Annotated in this window: 19 protein-coding genes, 1 rRNA gene and 1 pseudogene; 10 read left to right on the top strand and 11 right to left on the bottom strand. The window is 62.4% G+C overall.

Going from position 1 to position 19,228, the window contains the following annotated elements; translation table 11 throughout:
- Positions 1–128: 128 nt before the first annotated feature.
- Genes HHL26_RS17875 through HHL26_RS17860 form a run of 4 tightly spaced genes read left to right on the top strand, consistent with a single transcriptional unit; the run spans position 129 to position 4,744 of the window.
- On the top strand, positions 129–1,667 hold the full coding sequence (locus HHL26_RS17875; protein WP_206377522.1) for an MBL fold metallo-hydrolase: 1,539 nt from the start codon (positions 129–131) through the stop codon (positions 1,665–1,667).
- 11 nt (positions 1,668–1,678) lie between these two features.
- A complete protein-coding gene (locus tag HHL26_RS17870; protein ID WP_158511765.1) occupies positions 1,679–2,350 on the top strand; it encodes an NAD(P)H-dependent oxidoreductase in 672 nt (223 codons plus the stop codon).
- A gap of 25 nt (positions 2,351–2,375) precedes the next feature.
- A complete protein-coding gene (locus HHL26_RS17865) occupies positions 2,376–3,863 on the top strand; it encodes a thymidine phosphorylase family protein (RefSeq protein WP_169576363.1) in 1,488 nt (495 codons plus the stop codon).
- Complete coding sequence (locus HHL26_RS17860) at positions 3,860–4,744, top strand: ribose-phosphate diphosphokinase (protein WP_169576362.1); 885 nt, start codon at positions 3,860–3,862, stop codon at positions 4,742–4,744. The genes HHL26_RS17865 and HHL26_RS17860 overlap by 4 nt, the downstream gene beginning before the upstream one ends.
- A 154-nt stretch (positions 4,745–4,898) precedes the next feature.
- Here the strand turns inward: HHL26_RS17860 and HHL26_RS17855 are convergent, their stop codons facing one another.
- Together HHL26_RS17855 and phhA are read right to left on the bottom strand one after the other, a co-directional pair.
- Positions 4,899–5,312, bottom strand: a complete 414-nt coding sequence (locus HHL26_RS17855) for a MarR family transcriptional regulator (protein WP_066562566.1) — start codon at positions 5,310–5,312, stop codon at positions 4,899–4,901.
- Between the two features lie 115 nt (positions 5,313–5,427).
- Positions 5,428–6,267 (bottom strand): phenylalanine 4-monooxygenase, encoded by an 840-nt coding sequence (gene phhA, locus HHL26_RS17850; protein WP_066562567.1) that lies wholly within the window; start codon positions 6,265–6,267, stop codon positions 5,428–5,430.
- A gap of 195 nt (positions 6,268–6,462) precedes the next feature.
- Here phhA and HHL26_RS17845 point away from each other — a divergent pair, with 195 nt between their 5' ends.
- From HHL26_RS17845 to HHL26_RS17825, 5 genes are read left to right on the top strand one after another with little or no spacing between them, the layout of a single operon-like run.
- Entirely contained in the window at positions 6,463–6,936 is a 474-nt protein-coding gene (locus HHL26_RS17845; RefSeq protein WP_066562569.1) for an Lrp/AsnC family transcriptional regulator, read from the top strand.
- 58 nt (positions 6,937–6,994) lie between these two features.
- Positions 6,995–7,912, top strand: coding sequence for a tryptophan 2,3-dioxygenase family protein (locus tag HHL26_RS17840; protein WP_066562571.1), 918 nt, complete (start codon positions 6,995–6,997; stop codon positions 7,910–7,912).
- Entirely contained in the window at positions 7,909–8,538 is a 630-nt protein-coding gene (gene kynB, locus HHL26_RS17835; RefSeq protein ID WP_066562573.1) for an arylformamidase, read from the top strand. Before HHL26_RS17840 ends, kynB begins: the two co-directional genes overlap by 4 nt.
- Positions 8,535–9,770 (top strand): kynureninase, encoded by a 1,236-nt coding sequence (gene kynU, locus HHL26_RS17830; RefSeq protein ID WP_066562575.1) that lies wholly within the window; start codon positions 8,535–8,537, stop codon positions 9,768–9,770. Before kynB ends, kynU begins: the two co-directional genes overlap by 4 nt.
- A 19-nt stretch (positions 9,771–9,789) precedes the next feature.
- The gene (locus HHL26_RS17825; protein WP_158511766.1) at positions 9,790–9,939 is read left to right on the top strand and encodes a hypothetical protein; all 150 of its coding nucleotides are present in this window, start codon (positions 9,790–9,792) and stop codon (positions 9,937–9,939) included.
- Here the strand turns inward: HHL26_RS17825 and HHL26_RS17820 are convergent.
- From HHL26_RS17820 to HHL26_RS17790, 8 genes and pseudogenes are all read right to left on the bottom strand, one after another.
- Positions 9,900–14,039, bottom strand: a complete 4,140-nt coding sequence (locus tag HHL26_RS17820; RefSeq protein WP_169576360.1) for a DUF5801 repeats-in-toxin domain-containing protein — start codon at positions 14,037–14,039, stop codon at positions 9,900–9,902. The two genes, HHL26_RS17825 and HHL26_RS17820, sit on opposite strands and share 40 nt — an antisense overlap.
- A 784-nt stretch (positions 14,040–14,823) precedes the next feature.
- Positions 14,824–15,372 carry a hypothetical protein gene (locus HHL26_RS17815; protein ID WP_169576359.1) on the bottom strand — a complete coding sequence of 183 codons (549 nt, stop codon included), beginning with the start codon at positions 15,370–15,372 and terminating at the stop codon, positions 14,824–14,826.
- A gap of 119 nt (positions 15,373–15,491) precedes the next feature.
- The gene (locus HHL26_RS17810; protein WP_169576357.1) at positions 15,492–17,006 is read right to left on the bottom strand and encodes a carboxylesterase family protein; all 1,515 of its coding nucleotides are present in this window, start codon (positions 17,004–17,006) and stop codon (positions 15,492–15,494) included.
- Positions 16,999–17,295, bottom strand: coding sequence for an MFS transporter (locus HHL26_RS17805; RefSeq protein ID WP_145907596.1), 297 nt, complete (start codon positions 17,293–17,295; stop codon positions 16,999–17,001). Before HHL26_RS17805 ends, HHL26_RS17810 begins: the two co-directional genes overlap by 8 nt.
- Positions 17,295–17,594, bottom strand: coding sequence for a hypothetical protein (locus HHL26_RS17800; RefSeq protein WP_169576355.1), 300 nt, complete (start codon positions 17,592–17,594; stop codon positions 17,295–17,297). Before HHL26_RS17800 ends, HHL26_RS17805 begins: the two co-directional genes overlap by 1 nt.
- Positions 17,595–17,625: 31 nt before the next feature.
- Positions 17,626–17,922, bottom strand: a complete 297-nt coding sequence (locus tag HHL26_RS24325) for a hypothetical protein (protein ID WP_237230151.1) — start codon at positions 17,920–17,922, stop codon at positions 17,626–17,628.
- A gap of 11 nt (positions 17,923–17,933) precedes the next feature.
- Entirely contained in the window at positions 17,934–18,416 is a 483-nt protein-coding gene (locus HHL26_RS24320; RefSeq protein WP_240962497.1) for a hypothetical protein, read from the bottom strand.
- Between the two features lie 231 nt (positions 18,417–18,647).
- Positions 18,648–18,809 (bottom strand): annotated as a pseudogene (locus HHL26_RS17790) (IS3 family transposase); the annotation flags it as partial.
- Here HHL26_RS17790 and HHL26_RS17785 point away from each other — a divergent pair.
- Positions 18,792–18,953, top strand: a complete 162-nt coding sequence (locus HHL26_RS17785; protein WP_169576354.1) for a hypothetical protein — start codon at positions 18,792–18,794, stop codon at positions 18,951–18,953. The pseudogene HHL26_RS17790 and the gene HHL26_RS17785 overlap by 18 nt on opposite strands.
- A 152-nt stretch (positions 18,954–19,105) precedes the next feature.
- Here the strand turns inward: HHL26_RS17785 and rrf are convergent.
- Positions 19,106–19,220, bottom strand: a 5S ribosomal RNA gene (rrf, locus tag HHL26_RS17780).
- Positions 19,221–19,228 lie beyond the last annotated feature (8 nt).

The raw sequence follows: 19,228 nt of genomic DNA, 5'->3' as shown, positions 1-19,228 counted from the left end.
ACGGACTGCCCCAGCCGTGATATGATCTATTGATCATGGAGATGCCGCAAGTGGGAGAAGTTCGGTTGGACACATCATCGCTCACGCTCACATTTCACGGCGCCGCTGGCACGGTCACCGGCTCCTGCATGGAATTGCGGCTGGGCGATCGCAGCATCCTTGTCGACTGCGGTCTGTTCCAGGGGTCGCGCAGCCTGGAAACCCTGAATCATGGCGACTTCAGCTTCGATCCGCGAAAGATCGACGCGGTCGTGCTGACGCATGCGCATATCGACCATTGCGGGCTTCTGCCGAAGCTTTCGGCCCAGGGATTTGACCGGCCGATCTGGTGCACGCCCGCGACGTCGGACCTGCTGGAATATATGCTGGCCGATGCGGGGCGCATCCAGGAAAGCGAAGCCGACCGCCGCAACCGGCGGCGCGACCGGGCGGGCGAGCGGAACTTCGTCCCGCTCTACACCGAAGAGGATGCCTTGCGCGCATGGCGGCTGAGCCGTCCTGTGCCCCTGTCTGAATGGTTCGATCCTGTCCCCGGTTTTCGGGCACGTTTCTGGAACGCGGGCCATATATTGGGCGCTGCGTCCGTGGAGATCGAGGCAGCGGGCGTACGACTGCTCTTCTCCGGCGATCTCGGTCCGGATAACAAAGCCTTTCATCCCGACCCGCAGGCGCCGTCCGGCCTCGATCATGTCGTCTGCGAATCGACCTATGGCGACCGGGCACGCGAGAAATTCACGATCGAGCAGCGCCGCAGCCAGTTGGAAGCGGAGATCAAGCAAGCGCTGGCAAACGGCGGCAATCTTGTCATTCCCAGCTTCGCGCTGGAAAGGACGCAGGAATTGCTGCTCGACCTTGCCAGGCTCGCGGACGCCAACCGCATCCCCAATGTGCCGATCTTCGTCGACTCTCCGCTCGCCAGCCGCGCGACCAAGGTCTTTGCGGCCCATGCCTCGGAGATGGAAGATATGGACGGGCAGGACGTCTTCCGTCACCCGTCCATCCATTATGTCGAGGATGTGGCGGAATCGATCCGGCTCAACACCATCTCGGGCGCGATCATCATGGCGGCGTCCGGCATGTGCGAAGCTGGACGCATCCGGCACCATCTGAAGCATAATCTGTTCCGGCGGGAATCCACCGTGCTCTTCGTCGGCTTCCAGGCCAAAGGCACGTTGGGCAGGGTATTGCTGGATGGAGCGCAGCGCGTGCGCATTTCCGGCGAGGACGTGAATGTGCGGGCGCGCATCCGGCGGATCGACAGCTATTCCGCCCATGCCGACCGCGACGAATTGCACCGCTGGATCGCCGCCCGCCGGCCGATTGCGGGCAGCCTGTTCCTCGACCATGGGGAGCAGGAAGCGGTCGCTTCGCTGCGCGAACTCGTCCAGGCGGACGATCAGGCCGCCAGCATCGTCACGCCGCAGATCGGTGAGAGCTATGCTCTGGAACCGGGCGCACCCGCGCGCAGGATCCAGACGGGCCGCGTCGACATGGACCTGCTCGCCGGGCCCGACTGGCAGAATGACTATGCCGATTTCGTCACCCATCTGAAACAGCATCTGGGCCGGATCAGGAACGAACGGGCACGCCGCGAGGCGCTCGCCCAGATGCGGCGCGTGCTCGACACATATGAGGATGCGAGGCATCGTCGCTCGACGGCAAAATGATGGAGGTTTCCATGAACAGCGCCTCTCCTTCCGGCATCCGCCACGCCGTGGTGCTTGCTCATCCCGATCCGAAGAGCTTCAACGCCGCCATCGCCACGGCCTATTGCGAGGCCGTTCGCCAGGCAGGCCAGGAAGCCGTGCTGCGCGATCTGTATCGCATGCGCTTCGATCCGGTCCTGAAGAATGAGGAGCGGCCTGACCGGAAGGGATACCGCATGTCGCCCGATGTCCGCGCAGAGCGTGAACTGCTGGACGGCGCACAGGTCTTCACCCTTATCTTCCCGATCTGGTTCGGCATGCCGCCAGCCATGATGACGGGCTATGTCGATCGCGTATTGGGGGCGAGCGTCACGGCCCGTCAAATACAGGAAGGATCGGACACGGGCCTGCTGGGCAAGGGCCATCTGTGCACCATCACGACCTCCGGCGCTTCGGAGGACTGGCTGGATGCCCAGGGCCAGACCCAGGCGCTACGGGAGCTGTCCGGCACCTATCTGTTCCGCGGCTTCGCCATGCGATCGAGCGAGACATTGCACATCGGTGACGTGGTCGAGGGCGCGACCGCCGCCTTCATCGAAGCCAATCTGGATCGGGTGCGCAGGCGTGCGCGAAACATCTGCGCTCGGGTGGCGCAGGAAATCTTTGGAACGCCGCTCCCACCGGAAACGAGCGACGGCAGTTGACGCACCATTTCGTTCCGAGGAAGACATGCTGACCATAAAGCGCCTCGCTATCGACACTTACCCGGAAAACACCGCCTTCCTGCTGCGCCGGAGCAACGGCTATTCGGCGGAACAGTTTCAGGCTCTGCGCAAGATACGGGTCAGCGGCGAGAGTGTGGAAATCCTGGCCACCCTGGCGCTGGTCGATGAACCTCTGCTGCTGAAGCGGGGCGAAATCGGCTTGGGCGAACAGGCGTTCAGGCGGCTTGGCCTGCCCGAAGGAACGTGCGTTGCCGTCGAGCAGGCCAGGCCGCCCGCCAGCCTGGAATTCGTCCGCCGCAAGATTGACGGCGACACGCTGGAAGATGACGAGATCGCGGCCATCATCCAGGACATCGCCGCACATCTTTATTCGCCGATGGAGATAGGAGCATTCCTGGTCGCCTGCGCCGGCTTCATGAGCACGCAGGAAACGCTGGCGATGACCCGGGCCATGGCGGGTTTGGGCAACCGCTTCGACTGGAAGGCGCCTCTGGTCGTCGACAAGCATTGCATCGGCGGCATTCCGGGCAACCGCACCTCGATGATCGTCGTGCCCATTGTCGCGGCGCATGGCCTCATCATGCCCAAGACATCCTCGCGCGCGATCACATCTCCGTCCGGCACGGCCGACACGATGGAAGTGCTCGCCAATGTCGACCTGTCCGAAGAAGCCATGAGGGCCATAGTGGCGCGGGAAAGGGCCGTGCTGGCATGGGGTGGCCGGGTGAACCTGTCGCCTGCGGACGATGTGCTGATATCGGTCGAACGGCCGCTGCGCATCGATACGTTCGATCAGATGGTGGCGTCCATTCTCTCCAAGAAGCTTTCCGCCGGTTCCACCCATCTGGTGCTCGACATCCCCGTCGGTCCCACTGCCAAGGTCCGCACCCAGGATGAGGCGGTGCGGCTGCGCAAGCTGTTCGAGCATGTCGCAGACAAGCTTGGCCTCGTCACCGACATCGTGATCACGGACGGATCCCAGCCGGTCGGTAACGGCGTCGGGCCGGTGCTGGAGGCCCGCGATGTCATGGCCGTGCTTCGCAACGATGCCGATGCGCCGCCGGACCTGCGCGAACATGGGCTGTTCCTGGCGGGGCGTGTGCTGGACTTCGATCCGGCCCTTCGCGGCGGCAGGGGCTATGCGCGGGCCATGGACCTGCTGGCGTCGGGCAAGGCGCTCGCCGCGATGGAGCGGCTGATCGAGGCGCAGGGACGCCAGCCGATCCGCTATGCTCCGGGAGAGCATGTGCATGAGGTTCGCGCAGAGGAAGGCGGGCGGGTGACCGCCATCGACTGTCACCGCATCGCCCGCATCGCCCGGCTTGCCGGGGCGCCGATGGACAAGGGGGCGGGCATCGACCTGCTGCACAAGGTCGGGGCGGAGGTGCGCAAGGGCCAGTCGCTCTACCGCATCCATGCACAGTCCGCGACGGGCCTGGGCTTTGCCCGTGATCTGGCCGCAGAAGATTCCGGCTATGAGGTTACGCGGTGAGCACAGTCGTCTTTGGCTTTGAGGATAGCATGGCGGCAGCCGGAAGACTCGGCGTCCTGCTCAAGCTGCCCACCTTCCAGGTCGAAACCCGCCGCTTTCCCGATCGGGAATGTCTGGTCCGGATGCCCGCACCGGCCCGCACAGCCATCCTCTATCGCTCGCTCAACGATCCGGACGGAAAAATCGTCGAACTGCTGCTGGCTGCGTCCGCCGCGCGCGACCAGGGGGCGGAACGCGTCATCCTGGTCGCGCCTTATCTTGCCTATATGCGGCAGGACAGAGCCTTCCATCCGGGCGAGGCAGTCAGCCAGCGGGTCATCGGCCGTCTCATCGCGGATCATTTCGACGCTTTATTGACCGTTGACCCGCATCTTCATCGTATCGCGGATTTGAGCGAAGCCGTTCCCGGCATTCCGGCGATCAGCCTGTCGGCTGCCCCCTTGCTCGCCAGCCTCATCGATCGCGCAGGCCATCCCGTCATCATCGGACCGGACGATGAGTCCCGGCAATGGACACAAAGCATCGCCGCGCCGCTTGCCCTCGACATGCTGGTAGCATCCAAGGAACGGAGCGGCGACCGCAATGTCAGCCTCACCCTGCCGGAGGCCGATCAAGTGCGCGGACGCCCGGCCATATTGGTGGACGACATGATTTCCAGCGGCCGGACGCTGATCGAAGCGGCAAGGCTGTTACGCGCGGCCGGCGCCTTGTCGGTCGAGGCGCTGGTTACCCATTGCCTCGCAACCGCCGCCGATCTCGCATTGATGAGGGCAAAAGGAATCAAGCGAATCTCCAGCACCGACAGCGTCAATGGCCCCACAAACAAGGCCTGTCTCGCGCCGCGGCTCTCGCAGGCTCTTCAGGAACATGGCTTGATCTAGAGCGTTTCTAAGCAGATAGAACTCATCCGCTGACTCGGAAAACGCGCCGAAACAAAGGCCTAGAGCAGCCGATCCGATGCAATCGGGTCGGATTCTGCTCTAGGACGGTCTGCGATCCGATTGCATATGATCAACCGTTCTTATACCTTTGATTTCAGGCAAAACGCGCCAGCAACTGGTTGAGCAATGGGTGCAGCCGGCGGATTTCATCGCGATGCGTGGCAGACAGCTTCGCCAGCAGATCCAGCGCGTCGGGCGTCAACTGCAACTGCGCGCGTCGCCGGTCCGTCGCGCTGGCGTGGCGCGTGACCAACCCCAGCTTCTCCAGTCGATCCACAAGGCCCGTGGCGCTATGCGGTTTCAGCAGCAAGCGCCGCGCGATATAGCCGACCGTGGCATCCTCCGCAGGCGCGGCACGCAGGGCCAGCAGAGCTTGATGCTGCTGCGGCGTCAGCCCCATCTGCGCCGCCCGTTCACTGCTGAAAGCCTGAAACTGGCGCAGCGCGAAGCGGAATTCCGCCAGAGCCGCATAATCCTCATCGTTCAACATGGCGCCGTCTGTTTCCATGGTACCTTCATCTTAAAATATATCGTGTGGCGACAAAATTGCGCGGCACCGTAGCAACAAAGAGAGATTTTTGCATGATTCGGAAAGCCTTTGCTTTAACCGAGCCCGCCGCTTCTCAAGCTGGGAGGGGGACGAGCATGTCGCCGGCGACCTCAGCGTCGGGCGCGAACAGCGGTGCATTGCGGAGCCGATCATAGATCGGCGCAAAATCGGTTTCCGCCGTTACCTTCAGCAAATGTTCGAAGCTGTCGATCACGAAATAGCTACGCTGAAATTCGTCGAACAGATAATCGGTTTGCATCACCCGCGCCAAATCGAATTTGATCCGTCGAACGCCGGGCGCCTTCAGAGCATGATGGGTTTCGCTGGAACTGGAAAGCAATCCGGCCCCAAAACCGCGCAGGGCGCCTTTTTCCATCACCAGCCCGAATTCCACGGTGTGAAGATAGAGCCGGCTGAGAAGATCGACCGCATCCAGCGCCTCTGCACGAAGGCCAGCCTTCCCATAGGCAACCATGAAGTCCGCGAAGACAGGGTTGGTCAACATGGGCAAATGACCGAAAAGATCATGGAACATGTCCGGCTCTTCGGAATAGTCGAGCGAATCCGCGGACCGCAGAAAATTCGCGGCTGGAAATCGGCGTTCGGACAGGTGCCGGAAAAAGGGTTCGTTCGGGATGAGGCCTGGTACGGCGACGATCTGCCAACCAGTCGCTGCCTGCAACCGGGGATTGAGTTCGGCAAGATCCGGAATGCCGGGCTTGGACAGCCGCAAAATATCCATGCCCGACAGGAATGCCTCGCATGCCGTCGCAGTGACCGATCGCGTCTGCTGCTCGATGAGCCGGTCCCAGGCGTCATGCTCATCCCGGGTAAAACGGTTCCAGTCCTGGGCCATGGTCCAATCCGACGCCACGCCCTCAGGCGGCGTTTCATAAACATGCGTTGCGGCCATCGCCCAGCTCCTCGTGCCGCGCGAGCATAAGGCGAGCGTTGCGAAACATTGTCCCGAAGTGCCGCCCTAGACCTGCGAAATTAAGGACAATGTTCTGTACTGGTGAAGCTATAAGGAAATCGTTCCGTTTTTTGCCGTAAAACTTGTCCTTTGCTCTGCAAGGGATAGGCTGTGGGGAGCAGCCGGAGATAAGCGATGGACAAGATCGATTGGAAAATATTGACGGAATTGGAAGGTGACGGGCGTTTGTCATTCGCCGATCTGAGCGATCGGGTGGGGCTTTCGAAATCGCCCTGCTGGTCGCGGGTGCGCGACCTTGAGGCCGAGGGGGTCATTCAAGGGTTCAACGCCCGCATCGATCCGACCGCACTGGGTCTCGCCGTTCAGTGCTACGCCGCCGTACGCATCCGCCTGGACGGCCATGAGGAGTTCGAGGCGGCGGCCATCGCGCATCCAGCCATCATCGAATGCCATACGACCGCTGGCGACGGCGACTATCTGCTGCGCATCTATGCGCGCTCGGTCGAGCATCTCGATGAGCTGTTACGTCATGAACTGTCGAAACTGCCGGGGGTGCATCGACTGTCCACTACGATCTGCCTCAAGACGATCAAGGCGGGTTCGCCCCTGACGCGCTGGGCCACCCCACCTTCGAACGGGGCACGTTGACCATGGCTCAGGCAATCCGTGCGGCTCCTGCCCAAGGCGCATTTTCAAAGAGGCTGCAATGACCATTCGCAAATTCGTCGAAGACGGCATCGAGACTTTCGAGGCGCAGATCGATGGCGAGACCATCCAGTGGGACAAGGGCTTGTCCTACGCCCGGCATCTCCAGACCGAGCGCCTGCTCTCCGCGCAGATCCCGGTCTCGGACAAGCCCGACGAGATGCTGTTCATCATCATGCACCAGTCGATGGAGCTGTGGCTCAAGCTGTTGCTGCATGAGATGCGGCTGGTGATGGCGGCGGTGAAGGCTGACGACCTCGATCATGCCGTCAAGACGCTCGATCGCGTCGCGACGATACAGCGCCACATGATTCAGAGCTGGGAAGTGCTGGCGACACTGACACCGCACGATTTTCTCACCTTCCGGGGCTTTCTGCGCAAGGCGTCGGGCTTTCAGTCGCATCAATATCGCGAGCTTGAATTCATGCTCGGCAACAAGCGGGAGGATTTGCTGCTCGTGCACGGCGATGACGCCGCCGTCCATGAGCGGTTGACCGCCGTGCTGCATGCGCCGTCCCTCTATGACGAAATGCTGCGCTTGCTTGCGCGACGTGGCTACGCGATCCCCACCTCGCACCTCGATCGCGACTGGAGCCAGCCCTATACGCCGTCCGACGCGGTCGAGGACGCCTGGCTCGCCATCTACTCCGACGTCGATGCGCATTGGGATCTCTACACGCTCGCCGAGAAGATCACGTCGCTGGAATATTATTTCCAGGAATGGCGCTTCAAGCACATGAAGACCGTCGCGCGGGTGATAGGCCAGAAGATGGGCACGGGTGGTTCCTCTGGCGTCAATTATCTGGTCAAGGCGCTCAACCTCAGTTTCTTTCCCGAACTTTGGTCGATGCGGACACGCATGGTCGCGCCGAAGGAAGGTCCGAACTTTGCCGATCCGTCGGCGGGAGCGGCCGAATGAAGATCTGGGACATTTCGCAGACGCTGCGTCCCGGCATGCCGATGTGGCCGGGCGAGCCGGCGCTGGCAGTGCGCCGCAACGCTGTCATCAGCGCACAATGCCCGGTCAATGTCGGGGAGATCGACATGCCGCTCCATGCCGGCACCCACGCCGATTCCCCCTATCATTATGATCCGCAGGGCGTGGCGAGCGCGCAGTGCGGCATCGACGCCTATATCGGGCGCTGCGTCGTCATTGATGTGCGCCATGCCAGGGGCCGGGTCGAGGCAGCCGATGTCGACTGGACAACCCTGACCGGCTCACAGCGCGTGCTGTTTCGTACCTATGACCGTTTCCCGGCGGACCGTTGGGATTCCGATTTCACGGCGGTCGCCGCCGAGGTGATCGCGCGGCTGCGCGAAAACGGCGTGCGCCTGGTCGGCACCGATGCCGCTTCGCTCGACCCCGAGCAGTCCAAGACGATGGACGCCCATCGGGAAATCCAGATCGGCGACATGCGCATCCTTGAGGGTCTCGTCCTCGATGACGTGCCGGCGGGCGAATATGAGCTGATCGCGTTGCCGCTGAAGATTGCGGAGGCCGATGCCAGCCCCGTTCGCGCGATTTTGCGGGAGATATCTCGATGACCCTTGACCTTGCCGAGATAACCGACCTCGATGGGCGCGACCCGTTGCGGGGCTTCCGTGACGAATTCCAACTGCGCGAGGGGCTGATTTACGTCGACGGCAATTCGCTGGGCGCGGCGCCTCGCGCAGCCGCGGCACGAATCGCCGATGCCGTGTCGAACCAATGGGGCGAAGGGCTGATCACTTCCTGGCTGGGCGCCCAATGGTCGACAGCTCCGCGACGGATCGGCGACAAAATCGCGTCTATCGTCGGCGCGCGGCCAGGTGAGATCATCGCCTCGGACTCGACATCGGTGAACATCTTCAAGGCGCTCACGGCCGCGATCTCGCTCCGCCCGGACCGCTCCGTCATCCTTTCGGAAAGCACCAACTTCCCCACCGACGTCTATATGATGCAGGGAATCGAGGCATTCAGCGGCGGGCGGCTGCGCGCGGTAACGGTCGCCCCGGACACCGTGCTCGATCGCCTCGACGAGGATGTCGCGGTGTTGCTCCTTACCCAGGTTCATTACAAATCCGGCCTCGTCCGCGACATGGCCGAAGTGACCCGCCGCGCGCATGACAAGGGCGTGCTGGTGATTTGGGATCTCAGCCATAGCGCAGGCGCCATCCAAGTCGATCTCAACGGCGCCGACGCCGATTTCGCGGTCGGATGCGGCTACAAGTTCCTGAACGGCGGGCCCGGCGCCCCGGCCTTCATCTTCGTCGCCGGGCGCCATCAGTCGGCGGCGCCGGTGCTGTCCGGCTGGTTCGGTCATGCCAGCCCCTTCACCTTCGAGGAGGATTATCGGCCAGCGGAGGGCATTGCGCGGTTCATGTGCGGCACTCCCCAGGTGCTGGGGCTGACCGCGCTCGAATGCGGCGTCGACCTGATGGCGCGGGCGGACATGCGTGAGATACGCGGCAAGTCGATCCGACTGGGTCAGCTCTTCATCGAGCGGATGGAACTTCGCTGCGCGGAGTTCGGCTTCCAACTGGTCAGCCCACTCGATCCGCAACTGCGGGGCAGCCAGATCGCCTATGCCCATCCCCATGGCTACGAGATGGTTCAGGCACTCAAGGAGAAGGACGTTATCGGCGATTTCCGCGCGCCGGACATCCTCCGCTTCGGTCTGACGCCCCTCTATCTTCGCTACGCCGACATCGTCGAAGCCGTTGAGCGGCTTCGCGACGTCTGCCTGACCCGTGCCTGGGACAAGCCCGAATATCGCGAACGCGCCGCGGTCACCTGAATGCGCCTGTGAAAGGATCATGATGCTCGATCCGCCGCGATCGACGATCGCCGTACCCTTGCAGGCAGCCGTTCTCATCCTGCTGGCACCCATCACGCCGGCCAACGCCGACCATAGCTGGAACGTCGCCTATATGAACATTTCGCTGATCTGCACATTGATGTGCTGAACGCCGAGCAGATCCAGATCGGCGTCCGCTACGTTGAAGGCGAAGTCCAGATTGGCGTCGATTGTCCCGCTCGTCTGCTGCACGAAGCCGATGTCCACGATCTTCAGAACATCGTTGTCGGTCGGGTCCCATGCCGTCAGGCTGCCCGTGGCGTTGCTGCCGCCATTGGTGCCGACAGCGCCGTTCAGGTTTATGGCGTTGCCCGTCAACCCATTGGCGCTTTGCATGATCTGGATGCCCTGTATCTGGTATGTCTCGCCAGCGACCGTGTAGTCATTCTGCTCGATGATGAGCAAGGCATCATTGTTATCGAGCGTGAACTCGCTATTGTACGGCAAGGGAATGTTCGCATTGCCCTTGATCAGGTCCGCGTTCTGGACGTTGACCGCCCTGGTAATTTCATTGCCGTTCGCATCTTTCAGGTCGAGGATCACGATGAGGTCTTCGGAGTTACCGATGCCATCGAACTTGACGACAACGCCGCTGGCCTTTGCGGTCGGGTCAAGCCTTTCATTGCCGCCCCCGGGCGCACCTGGATTGACATCGGTAAGGATGTTCTCCTGGAAGAACCGCAGAGTCAGCAGTTCACCTTTCTGGATCGTATCCCCAGCGACGCCATTGGTCGATTGCGTGGCGCTGACCCAGTCCTCGTTGACGTTGGTGACCAGGTCATGGGCTCCCTGCGTGAACGCGGTATCGGTGGGCGGCCCATTGGGCGCGCCATCCCCGGTCGAGTTGAATCCGAACCCGATCTGTTGGGTGGTCGAGTTCGCGGTGAACTGAACAAAGAAGGGATTCGGATCGGCATTTGGCGTCAGTTGCTCTGCGACGATCAACGGATGTCCCGTATTGCCGGTGGGCTGCTTGGCGACCAGTTCGCTGGTGTGCAGCACGTTGAAGCTGAACCCGTCAATCACATCGTTCAGGGTGATCGTGTAGGTGTCGGCTGCCTTGTCAAAGACAAGAGTGCCGCCCGCCGTGGCATCCTGCACGCCGGATGTGATCGGATCCTTGTCGTAATGGAATGAGAAGTCGAACGACGCAGAGGCGGTGGTCTCAGCCGTGAGGGTTGCGACCGCATTGGTGATGCCCGGATTCTGCGCGTTATCGACCGTGCCGGTCAGATCGATCTGCACTCCATTGAGGGAAGCGTTGGTATCGACAAAATCGCTACCGCCCGCCGCATATTCTGCGGCCGTGCGCTTATCCGTCATGTCGTAGCCAAAGGCGCCGCTGGCCGTCGCTCCCACCGCGTTGCCCAGTTCTTCGGGCGTTTGATTACCCGGAGCAACGGGATCAGCGTCGAACGGAACCGTAAGCGTCGGATCGGTGTCGCTGAAGGTCAGCGACAGGCCACCCGTGGTCACGCTTTGCGATGACACGAGGTCATTGTCGCCGTCCGTCACCGTCACCGTGGCCACCACGTTGATCAGACCGTTGAGGTCGAGCGTGTTATCCTCGCCCACGCCTTGCGGCGCGTTCGAATGCTCCAGCGCAACCAGCGCCGTCAACGTCACCGTCGTGCCGGACAGCGTTACGGTGAATGCCGTCGCATCGAGCACAGTGTCGCCGTCGCTGTCATATTGGCCCGAAATCTGGTTGGCCGAATCCACCACCAGCGTGATCGGATGGTTGCCGGCCGTCGTCAGCAGCCCGGTCGCGGCTGCCCCGGCCAAAGCTAGCGCGTAGGTCACATTCGACGTCTGGCCGTCGACCGCGCCCGCCGTGTAAGAGGGCGGCGTGATCGTCACCTGGCTCTGTCCGCCAGCCCCGCTTGCCTCGACCACCTCGGCGGCGCCGACGATCGGCGGCGCCGTGATCGAGAGCGTTGGATCGGTATCGTCGAAGGTCAGCGATAGCCCCGCACTCGTGCTTTGCGATGACACGACGTCGTTGTCCCCGTCCGTCACCGTCACCGTCGCCACTACGTTGATCAGGCCGTTAAGGTCGAGCGTGTTATCCTCGCCCACGCCTTGCGGCGCGTTCGAATGCTCCAGCGCAACCAGCGACCTCAGCGTCACCGTCGTGCCGGACAGCGTTACAGTGAACGCCGTCGCATCCAGCGTGGCGTTGCCGTCGCTGTCATATTTGCCCGAAATCTGGTTGGCCGAATCCACCACCAACGTGATCGGATGGTTGCCGGTCGTCGTCAGCAGCCCGGTAGCGGACGCCCCGGCCAGCGCCAGCGCATAGGTGACATTCGTCGTCTGGCCGTCGACCGCGCCCGCCGTGTAGGAGGGTGGCGTGATCGTCGCCTGACTCTGCCCGCCAGCCCCGCTCGCCTCGACCACCTCGGCAGCGCCGACAACCGGCGGCGCGGTGATCGAGAGCGTCGGATCGGTGTCGTCGAAGGTCAGCGACAGACCCGCACTCGTGCTTTGCGATGACACGACGTCGTTGTCGCCGTCCGTCACTGTCACCGTGGCCACCACATTGATCAGGCCGTTAAGGTCGAGCGTGTTATCCTCGCCCACGCCTTGCGGCGCGTTCGAATGCTCCAGCGCAACCAGCGACCTCAGCGTCACCGTTGTGCCGAACAGCGTCACCGTGAACGCCGTCGCATCGAGCGTGGTGTTACCGTCGCTGTCATATTTGCCCGAAATCTGATTGGCCGAATCCACCACCAGCGTGATCGGATGGTTGCCGGCCGTCGTCAGCAGCCCGGTCGCGGACGCTCCGGCCAGCGCCAGCGCGTAGGTCACATTCGTCGTGAAGCCGTCGGCTGCGCCCGCGGTGAAAGTGGGCGGCGTGATCGTCGCCTGGCTCTGCCCGCCAGCCCCGCTCGCCTCGACCACCTCGGCGGCGCCGACGACCGGCGCTGCCGTGATCGAGAGCGTCGGCCCGTCATCGTCAAAGTTGATGAAAGAGCCAACCTGTTCGACATAGGCGTTGGGAGTTTGCGACGAGAAATGGAACTCAGTGACATCGAGCCCTTCGTTGGAATCGACCCCTGTAATCGTCAGTCGATCCAACGGGCTGCTCGTGGTGATATCCACGGTCGTGATGTTATCGAGTCCCCTGATGGTGACGGCATTGGTTCCCAGACCGCTGACGACGATGTCCACACTCCCCGCGACATCATAAGTGCCATCTGCGGTGATGGGGCTCGCGAACCCCGATTGGCCTGTCAACTTGATGCTGGTAATGGGCGCGGCAGTGGTCGGGCTGCCGTCCCAGAAGTTCAGGCCTTGCTCGTTGCCCTGAACGTTGAAGGCGCTGATCGTGATGTCCACCCGCAAATTCGGATTGGAAGGCGTGATCTGATTGACGGTGAACCCAGCCTTCGTGATGGTTTCGATATGACTGCCATACTGGATCTGGGAGGCGCTCCCCGCAGCCAGGGTACCGCCGGTCACGAAATCGACCTGGAGCTTTTCGGTCGGATTGATGCTCTGGTTATTGACGCCAAATCCCTGCGTGCTCACATTGGCCTGGGCATTGGCTGCCCCCAGGAAGCCCGTCACCAATATCTGCTTGGCAGCATCGCTGGGCGAATTGATGACGTAGAATTCGTGATTGCCCGGCGCGGCATTCTGGCCCGAGAAGCTGACCGTGGTGGTTCCCGACACCGCGGCGAACACATGATCGGTCAAATCGATGCGGTCGTCCGGATCGGTCGCGACCGGATGGAGCAACGGCACATATTGCACCGTATACAGGTCCGCCGTGGTGGCGCTGGTGCTCATCAGCGCGAATGAATAGGCGAGCGGTCCAGTTGCTGCGGGCATGGCGGCCGCGTCGGACGTGCCGATCACGCCGATGACGACATTTGCATGGGTTACGTCCTGGAACAGCCAGACATAATTGCCGTCGACCGTTTGAATACCGCTGTTCACGCCCACGGTGGTGGAAAACGGAGTTCCAGAGACACTCTGGGCGAGAACGACTGTGGTGATGGTTTCTCCCGCGCTCGCCGTAGCCTGCACAAAATCGGCCTGGAAGGCGACTTGCGGCGAACTCAGCCCGCCCGCGCTGTCAAGCGACAGGAGATATTGCACCGTAGCGTTGTTGTGCGGCGAAAGGGACGAGTTGACGTCATCATCCTGAAGGCCGGTGGTCTCGTCGACGATGATGTCTTGGGCCAGGATATCGAGCGCCATGGTCATTCTCCTTGGATATCGGCCAACTCATTGGTTATTGGATGCTGACCGCGCCGTGCCGAATGTGCGGCGTCGCCAAAAAATGACATTGGGGTCTTTCCGGAACAAATCCCTACCTTGTCAGCCTGCGCATCAAGCGAGCCATATTGGCTCGTCACGTTGGGGGGGGCTGGAGCAAAGCCCGAACGACGCGTTGCCATGGCCGGTCCAGCGATCAGAATCGCCGGGCGGCCACCGCCATTGAAATGACTATGCTTGAAGAGTAGGGTTTCTCATCGCCATTCTCCTGTTCACCGGAGGAAATGCAGCGATCCGTTATCGTTATTCCCAATCCATTTCAGACAGATGTCACTTGCATTTTAAAGTGCAGCAACAACAATTCCCCATTCCAAGATCTTGGAACGCGGAGTTGAGTCGGATAGGATTGTTCGGCCAAGATAATGCAGCCGATCGGGGACGGAGTCTATCGTGCGGATGGGTTATGACGTCCGCTGTACAATACAGAACCGTCTGGCATATTTCACTTGATGGATAGGCGACTCATTTACGCAGGCGCATAATGCCTGTCCCTCCTCTTGGAGGAACCAGACAGCCCCGCCTCGGCCCCCTTCCGAGGCGGGGCTAATCGGATGCTGGTATCGTCGAGAGAATGGCCGGTGGCCGAGTCAATTCCGCGCACCGCCCCGACCTTCTCCGAACCGAAAAGGATGTTTTTGAAACCCCTGCGCCTCGTGAACGTCGTGACGCCGCGCGCGACGATCGATATTCCGGACCACGATCCCGCTCATGCGCTTCTCCCTCGAAAAGATCGGTCAGTCAGGCGCACCGCGCGCTGGTAGCACCCGAACTCCGGTTCAGAGCCCGCTCGCGTCGATCTCATACCCCATCGCTTCTTCGCACATGCGGCGCACATGGTCCGGCTGACCGGCATGCAGAATGAATTTGCGGGACACGGCGTCCGCGCCGAGGGAGACGCGGTTCGCCACGGCCAGGGCGACCTTGTGGTTGATCTCCGGATCGCGGATGATGCCCTTCCTTCGACGACAGCTTCCAGTTCCTTGAAGAAGCGGTTGCGCATCATAACGATACCCTTGTCGCTCTGCCCCACCCAGCCGATGATATCCTGATTGATGACATGGGTTGTGATCCAGCGCCCGGTTTCCGGATCCTTGATCGGGCTTTGCCAGCTGGGAATGACCTCCTGTCGATAGGGACGGCGCTCTTCGGGAACGGCAGTGTAGATCCAGCTGATGCTGAGCGTGTTCTCGTCATCGACCGGCACGCGCCATTCGAAATAACTGCCCAGGAAAAAGCCGTTGGGCCACAGCAGCACGCGCCCCCACCGTCCATAGCGGATCGGTCTCATCTGTATCGCTGCGGATCCGCTTATAGAGGAAGCCATAGTCGAACTCCTCGAAGCCAAGGCGCACATGGGCCGGGCCGAAATCGCTGTCAGGGCTGCGCATGCGCGCCGTCCAGTTCGAATGCATCCATTCGAACTGGACGGGATCGGCCGTCGGTGCGCGAAAAGGGTTCCCAGTCGGGCAAGAGCGGCCATGATGTGCGCAGGGACAGGCTGTCGCCAAACTCCAGCATGCTCATCGTTCCGGGCGCATAGCGCGGCCATTCGATCGACCCTGGCGCACCTGTCTTGGCAAAGGTCACCCAGGCGGCATGCATCGCCGCTGCAATACGGGTATCCGTGGCGTCATGGCGATGATCCGATTCGCCGCGTGGCGCCAGTTCCGGCCGGTCGAAAACATAGCTGACATCCTCGCTATGTTTCGGCGCCCCTTTCCCCGGCCGACGGCGGGTGAAGGCATAGCGCCAGACAGGCACGCCCGCTCCCGCGAAAACCCTGGACAGCGCGGCAACGCCATAGGTGAACTGGGTGTCGCCGAAGAGATCCCCCAACGCGCTGGCTACATCGTCATCGGACGCGACCGGATAGGCCTGGACCCCTTGTGCGGCGTCTTCGCCGAATGTCCTGTCGAGCAGGGCAGCGAAATCCTCACGCGCCCTGACCGGCCAGGTGGCGACAGCGTTCGACCCCTCATCCTCCATGCAGCCGCCAATCGCCGGCACATGGGCGAAACGACCACCCAGGAAGCTGTCGCGATCGTCCGCCGGCACGACATGGCTGTCACGGATCAGGCGCAGGATGCGGGGCGCCGTGAGGCTGCGGACGGCGGGCTCGATCAGCGTCTGCCGGTCCAGCAGATCCTCGGCCGACAGCGCGAGTAGCGCGGCGATGTCGGCGTCCAGCGCTGCGCCCGCTTTCTCGGCGTCCGCGAGCGAGGCGAGCCGCCGGAAGGCGCCGGGGCTTTGCAAGATCACCTGCTGGAACAGCCCCTGGGCCAGGGGCGAGGTCATCAACGGACTGATCGAGGCCGCGCCGGCCGATACGCCGAACAAGGTGACGCGGTCTGGGTCGCCGCCGAAGCGGGCGATGTTCTCGCGCACCCAGCGCAGGCCGGCGATCTGATCCAACAGGCCATAATTGCCAGAGCTTCCATCCTTCGATTCGGCGGTCAGTTGCGGATGGGCGAGGAAGCCGAACATGCCCGTGCGATAATTGATCGAGACATAGACGACACCGTCGCGCGCGAAGGTCATACCATCGGCGCGTTCTTCGGCCCCACTGCCGAACTGGAAGCTGCCGCCGAAGATCCAGACCATCACCGGCAGCCCTTCGTTCGGTCGGGCGGCCGGCGTCCAGACGTTGAGCGTGAGGCAATCCTCGCTCTGTTCGGATGCGCGCGATCCGATCGGAATGGCGGTGCGCTGCGGGCAATCGGCGCCGAAACGGGTCGCGTCACGCGGCGCGGTCCAGGCTTCGGGCGGCGCGGGCGGCCGCCAACGGCGCGGCCCAACCGGCGGCGCTGCGAAGGGGATGCCGCGAAAGACGCTGATCATATCGATCCGCTCGCCTCGGATCGGACCATGAGTGGTTTCAATGTCAAGCATGGCGCGACGCCCCTTCGGATCCGGCATAATCGGCGTCCCGGCAGAAAAGCGCCATCACGACGAGCGCCAGGAGCGGCCCCAGCGCCATCACGATAAAGGCGCTGGAAAAGGAATTGGTCCGCGCGAACACCGCGCCGATCACGATGGGGACGACCACGCCGCCCATCTGCTGCACCGCGTTGGTGACGCCAGTCGCCGTACCGGCGGTGTGGGGTCCACCGACTTCGGCAATCAGCGTGGACAGAATCGGCCCCCAACTGAAGCCGAAAAAGCCCAGCATCTCGGCCACTAACTGGAATGCAGCGAAGGCACGGAGACGATGAAGCTGAAGCCGAAGGTGAAGACGCCCAGCAGGACCAGCGCCGGCCCCATGCCCAGCCGCGAGCCCAGCCGGTCGACCACCACTCCGCCGACAAGGTTGGAGACGACATAGCCGCCGAAGAAGGCGCTGGCGAAGGAACCGAGCGCCGCAAGCGGAATCCCGTTCGCGGCGCTAACGCTGGGCGCGACCGCGGACCAGGCCAGCCGGTCCAGAAAGGACAGGAGCAAGGCCACCCAGGCGATGGCCAGAACGATCCAGCGGCTCATGGCTCACTCTGATGCGCGGGGTCATCAGCGATCAGCTCCAGAGCGCGAAGCCAAGCCCGGTGCCGGTCTTCGCTTCGGTGCGAATGCCCGGCACATAGCCTGTCCAACTGACATCCAGCGCTTCCATCGCGCCCGCGACGCAGATCCAGTTGCGGATTTCCGAACTGCCCGAATTGAGCTTGGCCCGCGGTAGTGCGCGCAGCGCATCGGCGTCCTTTGCCCGGATTGCACGGAAAATCTCCTCATCCAATTCCTCATCGACGAGGAAATGGCTGAGCCCGCCCGACGCCACGATGCCGACCCGCGCGTCGCCCGGCAACGTTGCCACCGCGCGCGCAATCACGTGGCCGATGGCGTAGCATCGCGCCGGCGTGGGTTGGTTGGGCGGGAAATAGGTGTCAGGAACACCGGCACGATCGGAACTGGCGTGTTGCGCAGCAATTGGGTGTGGATGAAGGCAACCGAATGGCTTTCACCCTTCCCTCGCGGCAACGCGCTAGCGGTCGATACATCGAAATCGCTGTCGATCAGCATGTCGATAAGGTGGCGGGCCAGGTCATGCGCGACCGGATAATCATAGGCGAAGGCCGAATATTGACGCTCCGATGCGCGGACGAGCCATTCGGCGCGGCCCGGGGCGGCCTTGTAGGGCAGGGCCGTGATGGTTTCGCCATAATAGACGAGCAGCGCGGCATGATTGTCCTGCAAATACTGCTCGTTCTGGTCGTCGCCCACGATGATCAGCGCGTCTAGCTCCGCGCCCAGGATCGCGTCCGCCAAGTGCTCGACATGCCCCCGTGCCTCCACAAGGCGCCCGGCCAAGCCTTCCGGGGTTAATAACGGGGCGAGGCTGTTGAGCTGGCCCGGTTGGTCTGAACAGGGATCGGCATCGGATAAGTGGATCGTCTGCCGGTTTCATCGTCGAACTGCCGAGATGGGGGGTCAAGGAGGGAGGGCGTAGCCCGACCGGAGTGACGCCCCATCTCGGCGGCCAATTTCATGCTGCCATCGCCACCGGCAGATTGTCAAAACATGTCTGGTCCGGGGGGGCGTCGGCTTCGATGTGTTCGGGCGACGGTAGATCGCCTCGATCGCCATCTTCTTCATCAGCGTGGCGACATGCTGGCGACCAATCTCGATGCCTTCCTGCCGCAGCAGATCGCGTAGCATCCGACTACCCGCGAACGGAAATTCCAGGTGCAACTCGTCGATGCGACAGAATTGCTGCTCGCCGCGCTGCTGTTTTTAAGTGCCAGCGGCGGGGCGGCACTGACGGCGATGGGATCGCGCCTGTGGGAACCGGTGAAACTCTCGGCCCGCTGGTCTGGGCATGACCGGGATCAACGCGCGCGCTCCTGACGCTCTTGGTAGGCACCAGCCGTTCCGACGAACCCGGAAAGACGGGTGCTACAGAACGCAAGAAGCCCGCCTGAGAGGCGGGCTTGAAGTATGCGGAGGCCGCATGTTGTATGTGAATGGGTTGTGTATGTTTTCAAAGCGCGAGCTGCAATGCCTGGCGACGCCCTACTCTTCCGGGGCTTGAGCCACAGTACCATCGGCGCAGACTGGTTTCACGGCCGAGTTCGGGATGGGATCGGGTGGGTCACAGACGCTATGGTCACCAAGCAATGAAG

Source organism: Sphingobium sp. TB-6 (genome assembly GCF_012927365.1).
Classification (GTDB): domain Bacteria; phylum Pseudomonadota; class Alphaproteobacteria; order Sphingomonadales; family Sphingomonadaceae; genus Sphingobium.
This window is presented reverse-complemented; position numbering and strand designations above follow the sequence as displayed.

Excerpts from the sequence above, each read along its gene's own strand:
- HHL26_RS17875 (WP_206377522.1), top strand. The coding sequence starts at position 129 with ATGGAATTGCGGCTGGGCGATCGCAGCATCCTTGTCGACTGCGGTCTG.
- HHL26_RS17870 (WP_158511765.1), top strand. The coding sequence starts at position 1,679 with ATGAACAGCGCCTCTCCTTCCGGCATCCGCCACGCCGTGGTGCTTGCT.
- HHL26_RS17865 (WP_169576363.1), top strand. The coding sequence starts at position 2,376 with ATGCTGACCATAAAGCGCCTCGCTATCGACACTTACCCGGAAAACACC.
- HHL26_RS17855 (WP_066562566.1), bottom strand. The coding sequence starts at position 5,312 with ATGGAAACAGACGGCGCCATGTTGAACGATGAGGATTATGCGGCTCTG.
- phhA (WP_066562567.1), bottom strand. The coding sequence starts at position 6,267 with ATGGCCGCAACGCATGTTTATGAAACGCCGCCTGAGGGCGTGGCGTCG.
- HHL26_RS17845 (WP_066562569.1), top strand. The coding sequence starts at position 6,463 with ATGGACAAGATCGATTGGAAAATATTGACGGAATTGGAAGGTGACGGG.
- HHL26_RS17840 (WP_066562571.1), top strand. The coding sequence starts at position 6,995 with ATGACCATTCGCAAATTCGTCGAAGACGGCATCGAGACTTTCGAGGCG.
- kynB (WP_066562573.1), top strand. The coding sequence starts at position 7,909 with ATGAAGATCTGGGACATTTCGCAGACGCTGCGTCCCGGCATGCCGATG.
- kynU (WP_066562575.1), top strand. The coding sequence starts at position 8,535 with ATGACCCTTGACCTTGCCGAGATAACCGACCTCGATGGGCGCGACCCG.
- HHL26_RS17825 (WP_158511766.1), top strand. The coding sequence starts at position 9,790 with ATGATGCTCGATCCGCCGCGATCGACGATCGCCGTACCCTTGCAGGCA.
- HHL26_RS17820 (WP_169576360.1), bottom strand. The coding sequence starts at position 14,039 with ATGGCGCTCGATATCCTGGCCCAAGACATCATCGTCGACGAGACCACC.
- HHL26_RS17810 (WP_169576357.1), bottom strand. The coding sequence starts at position 17,006 with ATGCTTGACATTGAAACCACTCATGGTCCGATCCGAGGCGAGCGGATC.
- HHL26_RS17800 (WP_169576355.1), bottom strand. The coding sequence starts at position 17,594 with ATGAGCCGCTGGATCGTTCTGGCCATCGCCTGGGTGGCCTTGCTCCTG.